Source organism: Georgenia ruanii (genome assembly GCF_009193175.1).
Lineage (GTDB): Bacteria > Actinomycetota > Actinomycetes > Actinomycetales > Actinomycetaceae > Georgenia > Georgenia ruanii.
In genome coordinates this window covers 14,194-30,619 of the sequence record NZ_VUKE01000002.1, presented here as the reverse complement: position 1 = coordinate 30,619, position 16,426 = coordinate 14,194, and the positions used below count along the sequence as shown (strand labels likewise).

Sequence of the window (16,426 nt, the reverse complement as noted above, 5' to 3'; positions counted from 1 at the left end):
CATCTCGACGACGAGGTGACCCGCATGTCAACGAGCAAGGTGCCGGCGGGCTTCAGCCCACGGCTGTGGAACGAGGACCTCGCGCCGGCCGAGCACCGCAAGTGGGGCTTCTACTCCCTCTTCGCCATGTGGATGTCCGACATCCACTCCATCGGCGGGTACACCTTCGCCGCCGGGCTGTTCGCCCTGGGGCTGGGTGGGTTCCAGGTCTTCGGAGCCCTCGTGCTCGGCATCATCCTGGTCTTCCTGCTGATGAACCTCAGCGGCTGGGCCGGTCAGAAGACGGGCCTGCCCTACCCCGTCCTGGCGCGCATCTCCTTCGGCACCTTCGGCGCGAACCTGCCCGCGCTGACCCGCGGCCTCGTCGCCGTCGCCTGGTACGGCATCCAGACCTGGCTCGCCTCCCGCGCGGTCATCGTCATCGCCCTGCGGATCTGGCCTGATCTCGCGGGCCTCACTCACAACAACCTGCTCGGGGAGTCGACGCTCGGCTGGATCGCCTTCCTCATCATGTGGGCGCTGCAGCTGCTCCTGCTGCGCAACGGCATGGAGACGATCCGCAGGTTCCAGGACTGGGCCGGGCCGGCGGTGTGGGTCGTCATGCTCCTGCTGACGCTCTACGTCCTCAACGCCGCCGGCTGGCACGTCTCGTTCTCGCTTCCCGGCGGCGTCGCCAAGTGGGGCGTGGCGCAGGCCTTCTTCGCGGCGATCGCGTTGACGGTGGCCTACTTCTCCACCCTGCTTCTCAACTTCTGCGACTTCTCGCGCTTCGCCCCGAGCCGCAGGGCCGTCACCAAGGCGAACCTGTGGGGCCTGCCGGTCAACTTCATCGCGTTCTCGATCGTGTCCGTCGTCGTCACCGCCGGCTCCTTCCAGGTCTACGGGCAGTACATCTACGACCCGGTCGAGCTCGTCGGCCGCATGGACAACATGGTCGCCCTGCTGCTGGGGGCCGTGACGTTCGCGGTCGCCACGCTCGGCATCAACGTCGTCGCCAACTTCGTCTCTCCCGCCTACGACCTCGCGAACACCTGGCCCTCCAAGATCGACTTCCGCAAGGGCGGGCTCATCGCGGCCCTTGTCGCCCTCGTGATCACCCCGTGGAACCTGTACAATAACCCGCAGGCGGTCAACCTGTTCCTCGGCGGCCTCGGCGCCGTGCTCGGTCCGCTCTTCGGCATCATCGCCACCGACTACTACATCCTCCGCCGGCAGAAGGTGGTGGTGGCGGACCTCTTCCACGAGGACGGCTACTACACCTACACGCGCGGCTGGAACGCCAAGGCGGTCGTGTCGTTCCTCGTCGCGGCCGTCCCCACCGTGATCGTGGCCCTGGTACCGGTGTTCGCCGTCCTGGCGCCCTTCTCGTGGTTCATCGGCGCAGGCCTGGCGGCAGCGATCCACTACGCCATCGCCCACAACGACGAGACGATCGCCGCGTCGGTCCGGGCCGCCATCAGCCTCGAGCGGGAGACGCCCGGCCAGCTGGCGGGAGCCGAGCCGCCCGAGGTCCTGCCGTAGGTCGGGAGGCCCGCGGCTCGTCGACGGCGCGGCTCGTCGAGACAACGCGGGTCGTAGGCACCGCTCGGCGACGAGCCGCGGGTTCCTGGGGCCCACGTGGCGGGCGCCAATGTGTCCACCAGACGGCGGCGGGCTCATACACTCTGGCCCATGCCTGTGACCGTCGGCCAGGTGCTGGCCGCTCCGGCCGTCCAGGCCGGGCACCCCGAGCTCCTGTGCGCGCCCGACCGGCTGGACCGCTCGGTGCGCTGGGTGCACGTCTTCGAGGGCGCCGACCCCGCGAACCTGCTCTCCGGCGGCGAGCTGCTGCTCACCACGCTCATCGCGCTGCCCGACGATCCCGGCGAGCAGCGCGCCTACGTCCGGGCGCTGGCCGACGCCGGGGCGGTGGCGCTGGTGGTCGAGCTGGGCCGGCGCTTCGCCAAGGTTCCCGATGTCATGGTCGCCGAGGCGGCCACCGCCGAGCTTCCGGTCATAGCGCTGCACAAGGTGGTCAAGTTCGTGAGGATCACCGAGGCGGTGCACGCCCAGATCGTCGACGAGCAGCACGACCTCCTGACCTTCTCGCGGCGGGTGCACGAGGCGTTCACCGAGTTCGGCGTCGAGGGCGCGAACGCCCAGGAGATCGTGGACCGCACCGCCGCCATGGCGGGCACCGCCGTCGTCCTCGAAGACCTCGGGCACGAGGTGGTGGCGCACGCGCTCGCCGGAGCGTCCGCGAGCGAGGTGCTGCACGACTGGTCCGCCCGCTCGCGCCTGGTGCCGGAGGGCGCGGGCACGCGGGCGGACACCGAGCAAGGCTGGCTGCTCGCTGACGTCGGCCCGCGGCAGGGGGTGTGGGGCCGGCTGGTGCTCGCCGGCTCCGCCGCCGTGCCGGAGCCGGCCGCCCGGATGCTCCTCGAGCGCGCCGCGCAGGCGCTCGCCGTCGCGCGCCTTCTGGAGCGGGACGTCGCCTCCGTGCGCGCGCGGGCCCACGCGCGCCTGCTCGGTGAGCTGCTCCACGCGCGCGGCGCGGACGAGGAGGACCTGCGGGCCGCGGCGGGGGCACTCGGCCTGGCGCCGGCGTCGCGCTATCTCGCCGTGTGCGTCGCGCCGGTTCAACCGGCCGTCGCACCCGACCGGGCCACCGCGACGTCGACCGGCTTCCTCGCCGGCCCGCACCCCGACCAGGACCTGGCCGAGACCGTCGCGGCCGCCGCCGCGACCGCCAAGCTGTCCGCGCTCGTGGCGCCGGTCGAGGACGGCGTCGTGGGCGCCGTCCTGGCCCTCACCGGCAAGCTCACCGAGGCCACGGCCCTGGACCGGCTGGCACGCGCGCTGGACGGCTCACCGTTGCGCCACGTGCGCGCGGCGGTCCGCGAGCGCGATGGTCTCGTCCTGGCCGGGTCCGACCTCGCGGAGGCGACCTACGTCGCCCGCGCGGCGGCGCTCATGCCCGGCGGCCGGCGCCCCGCCTACTACCGCATCACCGACATCGGCATCCGCGGCCTCCTCATGCTGCTCGGGGACGACGCGCGGGTCACCGCCTTCGCCGAGCGCGAGCTGCAGCCGCTGCTCGTCCACGACGCCAAGCACGGCACCGGGCTGGTGGAGGTCCTGCGCCAGTACCTCGAGGCCGGCGGCAACATCGCCGCGCTGGCGCGCACCTCCCACCTGAGCCGGCAGGCCCTGTACGCCCGGCTGCGCAGCATCGAGCGGGTGCTGGGCGCCCACCTCAGCGACGCCGAGACGCGCACCGGGCTCCACGTGGCGCTGCTGGCGAAGGACGTCGGCGCGGGCTGACCCCTCGACCGCCGGGCGTGGGCCCGGGCGCTGGGCGGGCTCAGCGACCGCCCGCCACCGGCACCGGCTCCTCGGACGCCGGGTTCCGCGGCAGGTCGAGGAGCTGCTCGAGCACCCGCGCGACGCCGTCCTCGGCGGCCGGCCGCGCGACGTGCGCGGCCGCGGCGACCGCGTCGGGATGCCCGCCGCTCATCGCGTAGCCCCGGCCCGCCCACCGCAGCATCTCCACGTCGTTGGGCATGTCGCCGAACGCCACCACGTCCGCCCGCGCGACGCCGAGGGACCCGGCGACGTCGGCCAGCGTGGAAGCCTTGGACACGCCCAGCGGGCCGAGCTCGAGCAGGGCCATCCCGGTGCTGGAGTGCGTGGGGGCGACGAGGTCGGCCAGATGGGTGCGGCCGAGGGCCAGGAGCGCGTCCGGGCGCGAGGCGGGGCTCAGGGCGACGGCCTTGACGATCGGGGCGCCGTCGAGCAGGTCCTCCACCTGCCTGGCGTGCCTGGTGCGCGGCGGGAGCGTGGGCACCAGGCCCTCCGCCCGCCGTCGGCCCCGGAGCTCGAGATAGCCGCTCTCCACCCGCAGGTCCTCGGTGGTCTCGACGGCGAACAGCACGTCCGGCACCCGGGCCCGGAGCCGGCCGGCCACCTCGCGCACCTGCTCGGGCGCGATGGCGTGGGCGGTCACGACCCGGCTGTCGCCGTCGAGCACCACCGCGCCGTTGGCGCAGATGACCGGCCCGCGGTGACCGGTGGCCTCGAGCACCGGCGGCAGCCAGCGCGGCGGCCGGCCGGTGACGAGGAGCACGGGCACTCCCTGACGGACGGAGTTCTGGAGGGCGGCGCGGGTGCGGGCGGAGACGGCTCCGCCGTGGGGCAGGATCGTGCCGTCGATGTCCGTGGCCACGAGCCGCGGCGGCCGAGCGGTGCGCGTGGGGTCGACGGACCCGAGGCTTGCCCGGCTCGGGGACGAGGACGCCCCGACCTGACCCGGTTCCGACTCGCCGGTCACGCGACGCCTCGCCAGCTCCACACCATCTCCGATCCGCACAGCGACCTTCCGTCAGCCTGTCAGACGGAGACGGATTGGCGAAATGCCGGCGTGATTCTCAGCGGGGCGGCTCAAGCGCCGTGCCCTGGCCGCCGACCGTCCCGGCCCCGGACCGCCCGGGTCGGCGTCGCCGTGGCGGCGGTTGGCGCGGCGACCGGATTGCGGGACGGGCGCCGTCGCGTGACGGGGACTGGCCGCCTGCGGCCGGTGGTAGGGCTGAACTTCAGCGGGGTGACGGACATACGTGACTTCCTCCGTGCGCCCCCGCCCCGGGCGCTGCTGCAACTGCGCCAGTGGGACTGCACCTCGGAGGTTAGGGCGGCCGGGTGACCAGCCGGTGACCTGGCGGCAGCCGGGCCGAGAACAGCAGTGTGCGAGTGACAGGACGTCGTCGCCCAGCAGCGGGCGGCGGCGCGCCACCCTCGTGCGCACCGCCGCCCGCCCGTGCCCTATCGGCGCAGCGCCCACCCGTAGTTGCCGCGCCGTTCGGCGGGCACCCCGCCGGCCGGCTCGCGGTCGAGGATCCAGACCGGGTTGGAGAAGCCGATGACGGCGTCGTCCGCGCTGCGCACCTCGATGCGCACGTACCGGTCGGAGGGCACCGGCAGCACGAGGTGCCCGCGCCCGCGCTTCATCGTGAGCTCCTGCGTGGTGATGGCGGGCGTGGGGTCGGCCAGCCCGGCGAAGTCCACCTCGCCGACGACGAGCCGCACGGTGGCGCCGTCGGGCAGGTCGGTGGCGGTGACCTCCACCGGGACCTGGGCGGCCGGCGTGACGGCGACGCCGCCCATCGGCACGGCGCCCTGCACGACGATGTCGAGCTCCCCGCGCCAGTGCTGCGGGTCGTAGAACCAGGCGCGGCCGCCGCGCAGGGCGGCGAACAGGTCGGCCTCCTCGGTGGAGTCGGCCCACACCGAGGTGATCCACCGCTGGTTCTGCCCGATCCAGTCCTGGCCGCCGTGGTCGTCGCTCACCCCGGTCGCGGTGACGAAGACGGCGTTGCGGGCGGCGGCGTCGTAGCCGTAGACCGACTCGCCGAAGTCCTCCTTGCTGCCGACCTCGACCATGTCGGCGCCCAGCGAGTTGGTCTCGATGAGCAGCCGGGCGAGCTCCGGGCCCGACGGCGCCTCCTCGAGCGGGTGGTTGAAGGTCACGAGGCCGTCGTGGGCGTGGACGAAGTCGACCATGTCCACCGCCGCCTGGACCGCCTTGACCTTCGTGGGCGGCGCGTCGCCGTAGTCGGGGAGGGTGAAGTTCCCGCCGTAGGAGTTGAGGTGGCGCACGAGGGAGAGCTCGGAGCCGTGGAACTGGCGCACGGCCGGGTAGCGGCGGGCGTACTCGCGCATCATGGCGCCCTGGATGGCGACCGTGGCGTCGCCCTCGCGGCCCGTGCGCACGAACCGCAACCGGTCGAACAGGCCCGAGGCCAGCGCGCCGTTGCGGGAGCGGGCACCGACGCGCAGCCGGTGCAGGCCGGAGTCGGCGGCCAGGAGGTCCGGCCACAACGCCGCGACGTCGGCCTCGAGATCGAGGGCGAGCCGCTGCCACTGCCCGGGGACGGCGGCGATGCCGACGACGCCGAGCAGTCCGTTGTTCTCCGTCCAGTGACCGGTGCGCTCGCCGATGCGGTACTCCAGCGTGTAGCGGCCCTTGGGGCGTCCGGCGAGGGCGGGGCGGTAGGAGGACATCACCCGCACGACGAGCTCGGCGTCGGCGCCCAGCTGCTCGGCGAGCACGTCGAGCTCGAGCACGGTGCCGGCCACGCTGGTGGTGTACGTGCTGTTCCACGCGATGCCCTCGTAGAGCAGCTCGCCCCAGGCAGCCTTGGGGCCTTGGGCGCGCAGGCGCATGGCCTTGCCCGGCTCGTCCGGGGTGTGCGGCTCGGCGACGAAGCTTGCGGTGGCGAGGTCGAGCCTGCTGCCCTCGAGGAGCTGCTTCCACGTCCAGGAGCGCCCGTTCTCGGGCTCGTTGAGGCCCTCGAAGCGCACCGCCTGACGGTAGCCGTGGGCCTGCAGCCGGAAGTCGTGGTCGGTCCACCAGATGACGTCGACGCCGTGCTCGGTGGCCTGCTGGAGGTGGGCCTCCATGCTCCCCACGCCCTCGCTGAAGGAGGAGTGGATGTGCATCGCCATGCTGATGGCGCGGGTGCCGCGATTGCCCGCGGCACGGGCGGGGGCCGCGACGGCGGGCAGCGGGCCGACCGCCGCCCCGATCCCCAGTGCCGCTCCCGCCGTGAGGACGCCGCGTCGTGTGATTGCCGATGTCATGCCCCTGCCCCTGTTCGTACTGGATGACTAGTCACCCGCACGGTAGGAAGCGGACATGACCCGTCCGTGAACATGTAGGGTCCGCGGCCCGAACGGGGGACGTGCGAAGGGCGCTGGTCGTCGCCGTCGTCCGCGCGAGCCCTCAGCCGATCCGGCGCGGACCCGCCTGCCAGGCCTCCCAGGCGCTGCGGATGATGTCCTCGAGGCGGTGCTCGGCCTTCCAGCCGAGGACGTCCTTGATGCGCGCGGGGTCGCCGACCAGCCGGGGCGGGTCACCCGGGCGGCGCGGCTCGACGTCCGCCGTCGTGTCCAGCCCGGAGATCTCGCCGAGGGTGTCGATCACCTGCCGCACCGAGGCCCCCTCCCCCGTGCCCACGTTGAAGACGTGCTCGGCCAGCGGGGCGTCCCCCTCGAGGTAGTCCATCGCGGCGAGGTGGGCGTGGGCGAGGTCGAGGACGTGGATGTAGTCGCGGACGCAGGTGCCGTCCGGCGTCGGGTAGTCGTCGCCGAAGATCTTGGGCCGGTCCCCGCGGGCGAGGCGGTCGAGCACCATGGGCACGAGGTTGAGGATCGCGGGGTCACCCAGCTCGGGCCAGCCCGCCCCGGCGACGTTGAAGTAGCGCAGCGCGGCCCAGCGCAGCCCCCAGGCGCGCTCGCAGTCGGCGAGCATCCACTCCCCGACGAGCTTGGTCTCGCCGTAGGGGTTGATGGGGCGGCCGTGGATGTCCTCGCGCACGAGCTCGACGTCCGGCATGCCGTACACGGCGGCGGAGGAGGAGAAGATCATGTTCCGCACGCCGGCGTTCTCCATGGCCGCGAGGATGTTCGCCATCCCGCCGATGTTCTGCTGGTAGTACCAGGCCGGCTTCGCGACCGACTCCCCCACCTGCTTCTTCGCCGCGAAGTGGATGACGGCGGTGACCCCGCGCTCCGCCATGAGCTTCTCGAGGCTCTCCTGCGCCCCCGGGGCGGCGACGTCGAGCTCGGCCAGTGTGGCCTGCCCCACCCGCTCCCCGGCACCGGTGGACAGGTCGTCGACGACGACGACCTCCTCCCCGCGGTCGAGCAGCAGACGGACCACATGGGCGCCGATGTAGCCGGCGCCGCCAATCACCAGGGTGCTCACCGGGTCAGCGTATCGACAGCGCCGGAGGACCCGGCCGTCCTTGGGCCGGCGCCGAGCACCTCTCAGCGATCCACAGCCCGCCGCCTCAGCCGCAACCCATCGCCTCAGCAATTCACACCCCGCCACCGCCACGCGCCCTGTCTTTGCGAATCTGCCCGCATGGACCTCTGGGACGTGCTGCACGGCCTGGGCGGCGTGGCCCGACGTGCCCACCTGGTTCACACTCCCGCACAGCGGCGGGAGCTGGCCGAGGCCCTGGACGAGGGCACGATCGTCGACCTCGGCGCCGGATGGGTCGCCCTGGCCACAGCCCATCCGGCGATCGTGAAGGCGCGGCGGCTCAACGCGACCATCACCTGTGTCAGCGCGGCCGGGTTCTACGGCCTCGCCACGCTCGACACCGTCCCCGCGATCCACCTGGCGGTCCCGCGTACCCGTGGCGCGCGCCCGCGGTCGTCTCGTCCGACGGCCGACACGGTGGTCCACCGCGAGACGGGCTGGACGCGCCCCGCCGAGGCACGCTGGCCTGTCGCCCCGATCGCCGAGGTACTCACTCGTGCGCTGCGCTGTCAGCAAGCCGAGCAGTCCATCGTGATGGTGGATTCGGCGCTGAACAAGAACCTCATCACCGTCGAGGAGCTCGAACGCGGTCTCCTCGGACCCGGCAGCCCGCTGGCTTTCGCCACCCTGCGGCGGTGCAACGAGCGCAGCCGGTCAGCCATCGAGACGCTCGCGAGGCTCGCCCTCGTCGATGCCGGACTGAACGTGCGGGCCGGTGAGGTCGTTCACGGGGTGGGCGAGGTGGATCTCTTGGTCGAGCAGTGTGTGGTCGTCGAGTGCGATGGCTACGGCTACCACGCCGACCGGCGCGCGTTCCAGGAGGACCGGCGGCGGGACCGCGAACTTGTCGCCCGCGGGTACGTCGTCCTGCGGTTCACCTGGCGGGACGTCACCAACGACCCCGCCTTTGTCGTCACCGAGGTCTTACGTGCGCTGAAACGGCTCCGTGTCTCGCACCGACGCTAGGGCCTGCGACACGGCGGGTCACCTGTCCTGGAAATCGCGCCACAATGTGCGACTCCGAGCCGTCGAAACGGTCCCGCCACGCCGGTTCTGAGGTCTCCCGCAGGTACTTTGTGGCGCGTTTTCCAGATCCAGATCTCTACTCGACGTCGCAGTCGTCGAACCAGCGCTCGTCCGCCTCGTTCATGCTCCAACCTCCTCGTCTGGGCTGGAAGTTACACGGCTACACCCTCATATCGGAAAACCGAGGGCCGTTTTGCCGGGCGTGTCGCCGCGAACAACCACCCGCCGCGACGTCCCGCACGCCAAGAGAACTCCCCCACCGAAAGGGTGGGCAGACCCTGCCCCCGGAGGCAGAATCGAGATGGCGTTCGGAGCGCGCCGCGCAACGCGGCCTGGCAAACTCCGACGGGCTGCGTCCGGTGCAACGGTCGGCCGTTGCGCTGCACGAGGGGGTGGAGATGTCGTCACGGAACGGCGGGGATGCCGCCGCCATGACTGCACGGCAGGGGGAGGGTGTCGATGCTTGACCGGCTCGGAGCACAGGTGCTCGCGGCTCAGGGATCCATCAAGAACCCGATCGACGGGATCCTGCCGGACTTCACCATCTTCGGCGCCGAGTTCACCCAGTGGTGGCAGAAGGTCTTCGCCGCGCTGTGGGCGCTCGCGCTGCTGGTGACGATCGTCTTCCTGCTGCAGGGGATCGTCGTCATGGCCACCGCCGGGGACAACCCCCACGACCACACCCGGGGGCGGTCGCGCGCCGTGACTGCCGCCATCTCGCTGGTGTGCGTGGCCGCGTTCGGCGTCATCGTCGGCGCGATCCTCCAGGTCGCGGGCTGACGGGAGCGCGCGGATGAGCACCGGAGTCCCGACGTGACGGCCGGCGTCCTGGGAGCCACCGTCCCCCCGCCCCCGGCGCCGGTGGTCTCCTTCGACGTCGACCCGCTCGGGTTCCTGTTCGCCAACATCAAGGAGGCGGCGCACGGCCTGGCCAGCGACCTGCTGCCCTGGCTGCTCAACGCCACCCAGCCGGACCTCAGCGCCAACTGGTTCCTCGAGGCCTACCGGATCTCCTTCGCCGCCGCCATCTTCCTGTGGGCGGTGCTGCTGCTGTGGAACGTCGTGCGCGCCGCCCGGCGCCTCATCACCGGACACGAGCTGCTCGAGTCCTTCACCACCTACTCCGTCCTCTTCCTCGGCGGGGCGATCTACGGGCCCGCGGCCGGATGGGTGGTGGTGCGCTTCTTCGGCGCGCTGAGCCAGTCGCTCATCGACTGGGCCGCCGGCGGGTCGGTCACCGGCGCCGTCGCGAACCTCACCGCGATGATCGACGCCACCGAGCCGAGCGGGGTGGTCGGCGGCGGCGTCGTCGCCCTGCTCGCCATGAGCCTCATGCTGCTCGGGCTGCTGCTCGTGGCGCTGGTGCTGGTCGTGGCCATGGTGACGCTGTACTTCACCGGCGCGCTGGTGCCGCTGGCCCTGGTGTGGCTGGTGGACCCGGCACACCGGCGCACCGGCACCCGGATGGTGCTGGCGTGGGTGACGATCCTGGCCGCAAAGCCGCTGCTGTTCTTCCTCGTCGGCCTGACGCTGCGGATGACCGCCGCCCAGACCCGCTGGCTGTCCACCGACCCGCGCATCGAGCAGCTCGCCAACCTCACCGCCGCCGCCGTGGCGATGATCCTCGCCGCCCTCGCCCCGGTCGCCCTGCTCAGCCTGCGCCCGGCGCCCGCCCCGGACCTGCCCGGCACCGGCGGGACGACGGCCGCGGCACGCACCGGACCCGGGCCCACCGGGGAGTCCTCCATCGCCCGGGTGGCCCGGCTGCAGGCGAACCGGCCGCTGTCCCTGGGCGGATCGGCGACCTTCGACGGCACGGCGACGCTCCTCCCCCTGTTGTCCAACACCGTCCACGGGCGCCCCGCGCCGCCCGAGCCGGGCCCGGTGCAGCGCGCCGCCATGGCCCAGCAGTCCCGCGAGGAGGGCCCGGACGACCCCGCGACGCCCAGCGGCCCCGGCGGCGGGACCGGCACCACCCCTGACGGGGCCACGGGCACCACGACCGCCGGTGCTGCGCCTGCGGGCAGCCCGGCGGTCGGCGCCGAGCCGGGCTCTGCAGGCGCCACGGCCGCACCACCCGACGGCGCCGCGCCCGGCGGCCCGGATGGCGCCGCACCCGGCGCCACCTCCGCCGTCGCGCACCATCGCCACCGCAAGCCGGGAGCCGCCCGATGACCCGCACGTCGATCCTCGGCGGGGAGAGCGGCCACCGGAGCTTCCTCGGCGGCTCGGTCCCGCACAGCCGGCTGTTCGCGCTGCTGGCCGCGGCCGTCGCCGGCATGGTGCTGACCATCACCCTCGGGACGCCGGGCTTCGCCGTCGGCGCCGCGCTGGTCATCGTCACCTGGCTGGTCACGTCCCCGACCGTGCACGGCTCGCTGGCCGAGCGGTGGGTGGCGCGGCGGCGGTGGAAGGAGCGCACCCGCACCGGCACGGTGGCCTACGCGCCCTTCGACGACGCCCGCTGGCACGAGCTCGGCGCCCGGCGACGTCACCGGCGCGCCGCCGCGCGGGAGGCGGCCGCGCTGCGCGAGCGCCCCGACGGCGCCGAGGGCCTGGGCTGGCTGGACAAGCGGCCCGGCCGGCCCGGCATCGCCTGGCACGCGCCCACGGGCGAGGAGCCGTACCTGTCGGTGGCCTTCGAGGTCTCCGGGCAGGTCCGCGGGATCGAGTCCGAGCACGCCGTCGAGCAGTCCCAGGTCGCGTGGGGGGCGTTCCTCGCCTCCCTCGGCAGCGAGGACTCCCTGGCCCGCGCGGTCCAGAGCCTCAGCCGGGTGCTCCCGCCGGACTCCGCCGGGCACGAGGCCTGGGTGGTCTCGCAGGTGGACCCGGACGCCCCGGAGGAGCTGCTGCGCTCCTACGACGACCTGCTGCACCGGATGGGCCGGCGCGAGATGGCCCAGCGCCACTACGTCGCGGTGCGCTGGCCGCTCACCGGCGCCTTCTCCCGCGCCGCCGCGCGCTACGGGCCCGGCCGCGACGGCTGGCGCCGCCTCATGGACCACGAGGTCGACGCGATCACCCGCGGCCTGCGGCGGGCGCGGATGGGGCGCGTGCGGGCGCTGACCGCGCACGAGGCGGCCGCGGTCATCGCCCACATGCAAAACCCCTCGCGGCCCGTCGACCAGACGCACGACGTCGACCCCGACGCCCTCGGCCTGGCGGGCACCGACGCCTACTCCGCGCACGTGGTCGATGACGTCGACCCCTCCACCGGCGAACCCGTGCGGTGGTGGCACCGCACCGCGCTGGTCACCGCCAAGGCGATGGCCACCGGCGAACGCAACAGCCTGTGGGTGACGCCGCTGCTGTCGGGGATGCCCGAGCGGATCGTGCGCACCCTGTCGCTGCAGACCTGGATGGTGCCGGCCCGCGAGGCCAAGGCCACCGCCCGCCTCGACGCCACCAGCGACCACTCCGAGATCCTGCGGCGGCGCGAGGCGGGCCGGCTGCTCGACGACGAGAGCGAGGCGTCCCTCTCCGCCGCCCAACGCCGCCTGGAGGACCTGCGCCCCGGCACCCAGCACCACGGCGCGGAGTGGCTCGGGCACCTCACCGTCTCCGCGCCCTCCCGCGAGGAGCTCGCCCAGGCGGTGCGCCTGGTCACGGCGACGGCGGAGCGGGGGCTGGGCATCGAGCGGCTGGAGTGGCTGGACACCTACCAGGCGGCGGCGTCGGGGTGCACGTGGCCGATCGTCCGCGGCATGCGCCCGCCGGCGCCCACCACGGCGCAGCGGATGATGCGCTCGCTCAGCGGGCACGGGGCGAGGGAGGCGCTGTGAGCCGGTTCCGCCGCAGCCCGCGCCTTGACGCCGGGGATAGCGCAACAACGTCCGCCGCCTCGCCGGATGCGGCTCCGGCGGAGGCCGGCACCGACCTCAAGGCCCCGTCGAAAGCTCGAGGGTCCGAGGACACGGCCCCGGCGACTTCAGCTGCGCCGCCGCTCGCCTCGCCGGCGTCGAGCAATGGCGCAGCGACCGCGCCGGCGAACGCAGGCGCGCCGGCGGAGCCGTCGGCCCCGATCGCGCCGGCGAAGAAGCGCCGCAACATCTTCCGCGCCCCGGTGTCCGCCCCCGGCGAGGGCGAGGGCCGACCGCCGTGGGAGGCCCGCGGCTGGCCCGCCCGGCCCAGGCTGCGCCGCGCCCGCCGGGGCTACTACGCCCCGCTGCACCGCGGCGCCCCGACCACCACCCGGCAGGCGGAGGTGCTCAACACCGCCGTGGTCGCCGCCCCCACCGACGCCGAGGGGGTGGCGATCGGGCGGGACTGCCTGTCCAACGCCGTCGTGGCGCACGACCCGTTCACCGCCTACGCCAAGGGGCTGGTCTCCTCCCCCAACGTCCTCGTCCTGGGCGACATCGGCGCCGGGAAGTCGAGCCTGCTCAAGACCGTCTACGTGCTGCGCCCGCTCACCCTGGCCGGACGCCGGTCGGTGATCTTCGACAAGAAGGACCGCGGCGGCGAGGGCGAGTACTGCGCGCTGGTCGAGCGCTACGGCGCCGCGCCGATGCGCTTCTCCCTCGAGCCCGGCGGCACCGTGCTCAACCTGCTCGATCCGATCATCACCGGCGGAACCGGCGCGAAGAACCAGGCGCACCTGCTCCAGGTGGCCGCCGAGCTCGCCCAGGGCGGGGCCCCGCTGGACCCGTGGGAGCGCGAGGCGCTGCGCAGCGCCTACCGCCTGGCCATGCGCGCCGCCGAGGCCGACGAGCGCATCCCGGTCCTGCCCGACGTCCTTTCCCAGGCCGGCCACGCCGCCGAGGACCCCGCCTATGCCGATCTCACCCCGGGGGCCCTGGAGCGGCTGCACGAGGCCGGCCTGGGCGTGCGCTTCCTGCTCGACGGGCTGCTCGAGGAGTACTCGGGCATCTTCGACGGGCCCACCTCGCCGTGGGTGTCCCTGGGCGAGAAGCTCACCAGCTTCGACGTCTCCCAGCTGCCCGAGGACGGCCCCGCGGTGCCGACCGTCATGGCGATCGCGAACATGTGGCTGCTCGGCACGCTGCGCCGCGAGCGCGGCCGGTTCACCAACCTCATCGCCGAGGAGGGCTGGCACCTGGTCGGCGGGCCCAACGCCCAGCTCATGCGGGCCAACACCAAGCTCGCCCGCGGCCTCGGCCTGGCCCTGGTCGTCGCCATCCACAAGATCGCCGACATCCCGGTCGACTCCCCCGCCCTCACGGTGCTGCAGGAGGCCCAGACCGTGCACTGCTACCGCCAGTCCCGCGCCGACGACATCGACCGGGTGGTGCACGACTTCGGCTTCGAGCCCGGCCTGGCCGCGACGCTGCCCGCGCTCGGCGACGGCTTCCACCTCTTCAAGCGGGGCCGGGACCCGGAGGTCATGGTCGAGCACATCCGCTCGGCCTTCGAGACGGGCCTGACCAACACCGACGAGGCCATGACCCGTGGCGGGCGCAGGTAGGGCCGACGGCGCGGTTGGCGCCGCGGCGGACCTCGCGCCGGGCCCCGCGGCCGGCGCGAGAGAGACCCGCGGGGCGATCGGAAGCGGGCCCCGCGAGCCGGTCCTGCGCGCCGGCACCGTCGCCCTCGCGCTCGGCGCCGCCCTGCTCAGCGGGTGCGCGTCGTCCCCGGAGCCGCCACCACCGAGCCCGCCGGCGACGGCGACCGTCACCTCCTCGCCGTCCGCCTCCCCCACCGCCGGCGCGCCGATGGAGGACCTGTCCGGCCAGGACCAGGCCAACCACACGCCCCCGGTCTGGGACGAGGCGGCCAAGCGCGACGCCGAGAGCCAGGCGGTGGCGTTCATGCGCGCCTTCGCCCGGCCGGACCTGCCCGCCCGCGACTGGCTCGCCGGCATCCAGCCGTTCATGGCGCCCGAGGCGCGCGACTACTACGCCGCCGTCGACCCGCGGAACGTGCCGGCCTCCGCGGTGACGGGCACCGCCGCCGCGCAGGACGGGCCGTCGGCGTACGTGGCGACCGTCGTCGTCGGCACCGACGCGGGCGACTACGTCGTCACCCTCACCCGCACCGCCGCCGGCGCGCCCTGGCTGGTGCAGCACGCCGAGCCGGCGGGTGGGTGAGGTGCGCAAGCTGCTCGCCGCCGTCGTCGCCCTGGCGCTGCTGGGCGGCGCGGGGATGGCGCTGGTGCTGTTCGTCGGGGCCGGGTTGAGCAACCGGCCGCAGGCGTGGTGCCAGCCGGGCGGGTCCGGCGTCGACGTCGCGGGGGTGCCCGACGGCGAGGTGGCCGGGTACGCCGGGGAGCAGCTGCAGAACGCGGCCACCATCCTGCGGGTGGGCAAGGAGCTCGGGTTCGATCCGTGGGGGCAGACCATCGCGGTGATGACGGCGATGGGCGAGTCGTCGCTGCGCAACCTGCCCTTCGGCGACGCCGTGCGCGGGGTGACCAACCCGGACGGGCGGCCGACCACCTCGGTCGGGCTGTTCCAGCAGCAGGACAACTGGGGCAGCTACGCCGACCGGATGACGCCGGAACGCTCGGCCCGGCTGTTCTTCCGGGCGCTCGACCGGGTGGAGGGCTGGCGCGGGCTCGAGCCGACCCTGGCGGCCAACCGGGTGCAGCGCAACGCCGACCCGGGCCACTACGCCAAGTTCTGGGCCGACGCCGTGGCCGTGGTGGCCGCGCTCGCCGGGGTGCCGGGCGGCCAGACGGCGCCCCCGGCCGGGCCGCCGCCCGCCGCCCAGCCGTCGGGTGCGGGCGCCACCCCGGCCGTGCCCGCTGGCGGATACAACCTCGGCCCGGTCGCCCCGCACACCGCCGCGGTGGCCGCGGAGATCGGGCAGCGCTTCGCCGTCGCCGAGATCGGCGGGTACCGGGAGAACGCCGTCGACAGCGGCGGCCACCCGGCCGGGCTGGCGCTGGACTTCATGGTGGGCGACGACGCCGCCAAGGGGGACGCGATCGTCGACTATGCGATCGCCAACGCTCAGCGGCTGGGAGTGGACTACATCATCTGGCGCCAGCGCATCTGGTTCGCCGCCTCGCCGCAGGACGGCTGGCGTCCCATGGACGACCGCGGCGGCCCGACGGCGAACCACATGGACCACCCGCACATCAACCTCTCGGCCGCCCCCGGCCCGGGCGCCGGGGCGCTGACCTGCCTGATGGCGAGCAGCGTGCGGCCGGCGGCGTTCGGCACCGGCCAGTGGCTCGCCCCGCTCGACGCCCCGGTGAGCTCGCGCTACGGGCCCCGGGTGCTCGCCGGCGGCGAGGGCGGCAGCGGGGAGGGCGCGCACTTCCACGCCGGCACGGACCTCGCCGCCGCCTGCGGCACGCCCATCTACGCCGCCGCCGAGGGCGTGGTGACCTACGCGGGCGGGCCGTTCCGTGGCCTGACCGGGCGGGTCGTGTTCGTCGACCACGGCGGCGGCGTGGAGACGTCCTACAACCACATGGACGCCGGCGGGGTGCTCGTCCGCTCCGGCGACCACGTCGCCGCCGGCCAGGTCATCGCGCTGGTGGGCGACTCGGGCAACTCCACCGGGTGCCACCTGCACTTCGGGGTGTACGAGAACGGCCGGCACGTCGACCCCGAGCCGTTCATGGCCGGCCGTGGGGCGCCGCTGGGCTGAGTAGCGCGGAGCGCGGCGGTGAGGTGCCCGCTCACCACCGGC

The 16,426-nt window shown here is 74.1% G+C and carries 12 protein-coding genes; 9 read left to right on the top strand and 3 right to left on the bottom strand.

Annotated features, from left to right (window positions below):
- The first annotated feature begins 24 nt into the window (after positions 1-24).
- Together GD880_RS03220 and GD880_RS03215 are read left to right on the top strand one after the other, a co-directional pair.
- Positions 25-1,521, top strand: coding sequence for an NCS1 family nucleobase:cation symporter-1 (locus tag GD880_RS03220; RefSeq protein ID WP_152230191.1), 1,497 nt, complete (start codon positions 25-27; stop codon positions 1,519-1,521).
- 150 nt (positions 1,522-1,671) lie between these two features.
- Positions 1,672-3,303 (top strand): PucR family transcriptional regulator, encoded by a 1,632-nt coding sequence (locus GD880_RS03215; RefSeq protein ID WP_152230190.1) that lies wholly within the window; start codon positions 1,672-1,674, stop codon positions 3,301-3,303.
- A 40-nt stretch (positions 3,304-3,343) separates the two neighbouring features.
- On the opposite strand, the gene GD880_RS03210 is transcribed toward GD880_RS03215, so the two are convergent.
- The 3 genes from GD880_RS03210 to galE all read right to left on the bottom strand — a co-directional run bounded on the left by GD880_RS03210 (position 3,344) and on the right by galE (position 7,741).
- Positions 3,344-4,204 carry an HAD family hydrolase gene (locus tag GD880_RS03210; protein WP_193314332.1) on the bottom strand — a complete coding sequence of 287 codons (861 nt, stop codon included), beginning with the start codon at positions 4,202-4,204 and terminating at the stop codon, positions 3,344-3,346.
- Positions 4,205-4,797: 593 nt separating this feature from the next.
- Positions 4,798-6,615, bottom strand: a complete 1,818-nt coding sequence (locus GD880_RS03205; RefSeq protein WP_152230188.1) for a hypothetical protein — start codon at positions 6,613-6,615, stop codon at positions 4,798-4,800.
- Between the two features lie 142 nt (positions 6,616-6,757).
- Positions 6,758-7,741 (bottom strand): UDP-glucose 4-epimerase GalE, encoded by a 984-nt coding sequence (galE, locus tag GD880_RS03200; protein WP_152230187.1) that lies wholly within the window; start codon positions 7,739-7,741, stop codon positions 6,758-6,760.
- Positions 7,742-7,900: 159 nt separating this feature from the next.
- Here galE and GD880_RS03195 point away from each other — a divergent pair, with 159 nt between their 5' ends.
- The 7 genes from GD880_RS03195 to GD880_RS03165 all read left to right on the top strand — a co-directional run bounded on the left by GD880_RS03195 (position 7,901) and on the right by GD880_RS03165 (position 16,384).
- Positions 7,901-8,767: a DUF559 domain-containing protein gene (locus GD880_RS03195; protein WP_193314331.1), complete on the top strand. Its 867-nt coding sequence runs from the start codon at positions 7,901-7,903 to the stop codon at positions 8,765-8,767.
- Between the two features lie 519 nt (positions 8,768-9,286).
- Positions 9,287-9,607 (top strand): hypothetical protein, encoded by a 321-nt coding sequence (locus tag GD880_RS03190; RefSeq protein WP_226909345.1) that lies wholly within the window; start codon positions 9,287-9,289, stop codon positions 9,605-9,607.
- Positions 9,608-9,640: 33 nt separating this feature from the next.
- Positions 9,641-11,002: a hypothetical protein gene (locus GD880_RS03185; RefSeq protein WP_152230185.1), complete on the top strand. Its 1,362-nt coding sequence runs from the start codon at positions 9,641-9,643 to the stop codon at positions 11,000-11,002.
- Positions 10,999-12,609: a hypothetical protein gene (locus GD880_RS03180; RefSeq protein ID WP_152230184.1), complete on the top strand. Its 1,611-nt coding sequence runs from the start codon at positions 10,999-11,001 to the stop codon at positions 12,607-12,609. Before GD880_RS03185 ends, GD880_RS03180 begins: the two co-directional genes overlap by 4 nt.
- 281 nt (positions 12,610-12,890) lie before the next feature.
- Positions 12,891-14,252 carry an ATP/GTP-binding protein gene (locus GD880_RS03175; protein WP_152230183.1) on the top strand — a complete coding sequence of 454 codons (1,362 nt, stop codon included), beginning with the start codon at positions 12,891-12,893 and terminating at the stop codon, positions 14,250-14,252.
- Positions 14,236-14,874 (top strand): hypothetical protein, encoded by a 639-nt coding sequence (locus GD880_RS03170; RefSeq protein ID WP_152230182.1) that lies wholly within the window; start codon positions 14,236-14,238, stop codon positions 14,872-14,874. Before GD880_RS03175 ends, GD880_RS03170 begins: the two co-directional genes overlap by 17 nt.
- 1 nt (position 14,875) lies before the next feature.
- Positions 14,876-16,384: a M23 family metallopeptidase gene (locus tag GD880_RS03165; RefSeq protein WP_152230181.1), complete on the top strand. Its 1,509-nt coding sequence runs from the start codon at positions 14,876-14,878 to the stop codon at positions 16,382-16,384.
- Positions 16,385-16,426: the final 42 nt, after the last annotated feature.

Excerpts from the sequence above, each read along its gene's own strand:
- GD880_RS03220 (WP_152230191.1), top strand. The coding sequence starts at position 25 with ATGTCAACGAGCAAGGTGCCGGCGGGCTTCAGCCCACGGCTGTGGAAC.
- GD880_RS03215 (WP_152230190.1), top strand. The coding sequence starts at position 1,672 with ATGCCTGTGACCGTCGGCCAGGTGCTGGCCGCTCCGGCCGTCCAGGCC.
- GD880_RS03205 (WP_152230188.1), bottom strand. The coding sequence starts at position 6,615 with ATGACATCGGCAATCACACGACGCGGCGTCCTCACGGCGGGAGCGGCA.
- GD880_RS03195 (WP_193314331.1), top strand. The coding sequence starts at position 7,901 with ATGGACCTCTGGGACGTGCTGCACGGCCTGGGCGGCGTGGCCCGACGT.
- GD880_RS03190 (WP_226909345.1), top strand. The coding sequence starts at position 9,287 with ATGCTTGACCGGCTCGGAGCACAGGTGCTCGCGGCTCAGGGATCCATC.
- GD880_RS03180 (WP_152230184.1), top strand. The coding sequence starts at position 10,999 with ATGACCCGCACGTCGATCCTCGGCGGGGAGAGCGGCCACCGGAGCTTC.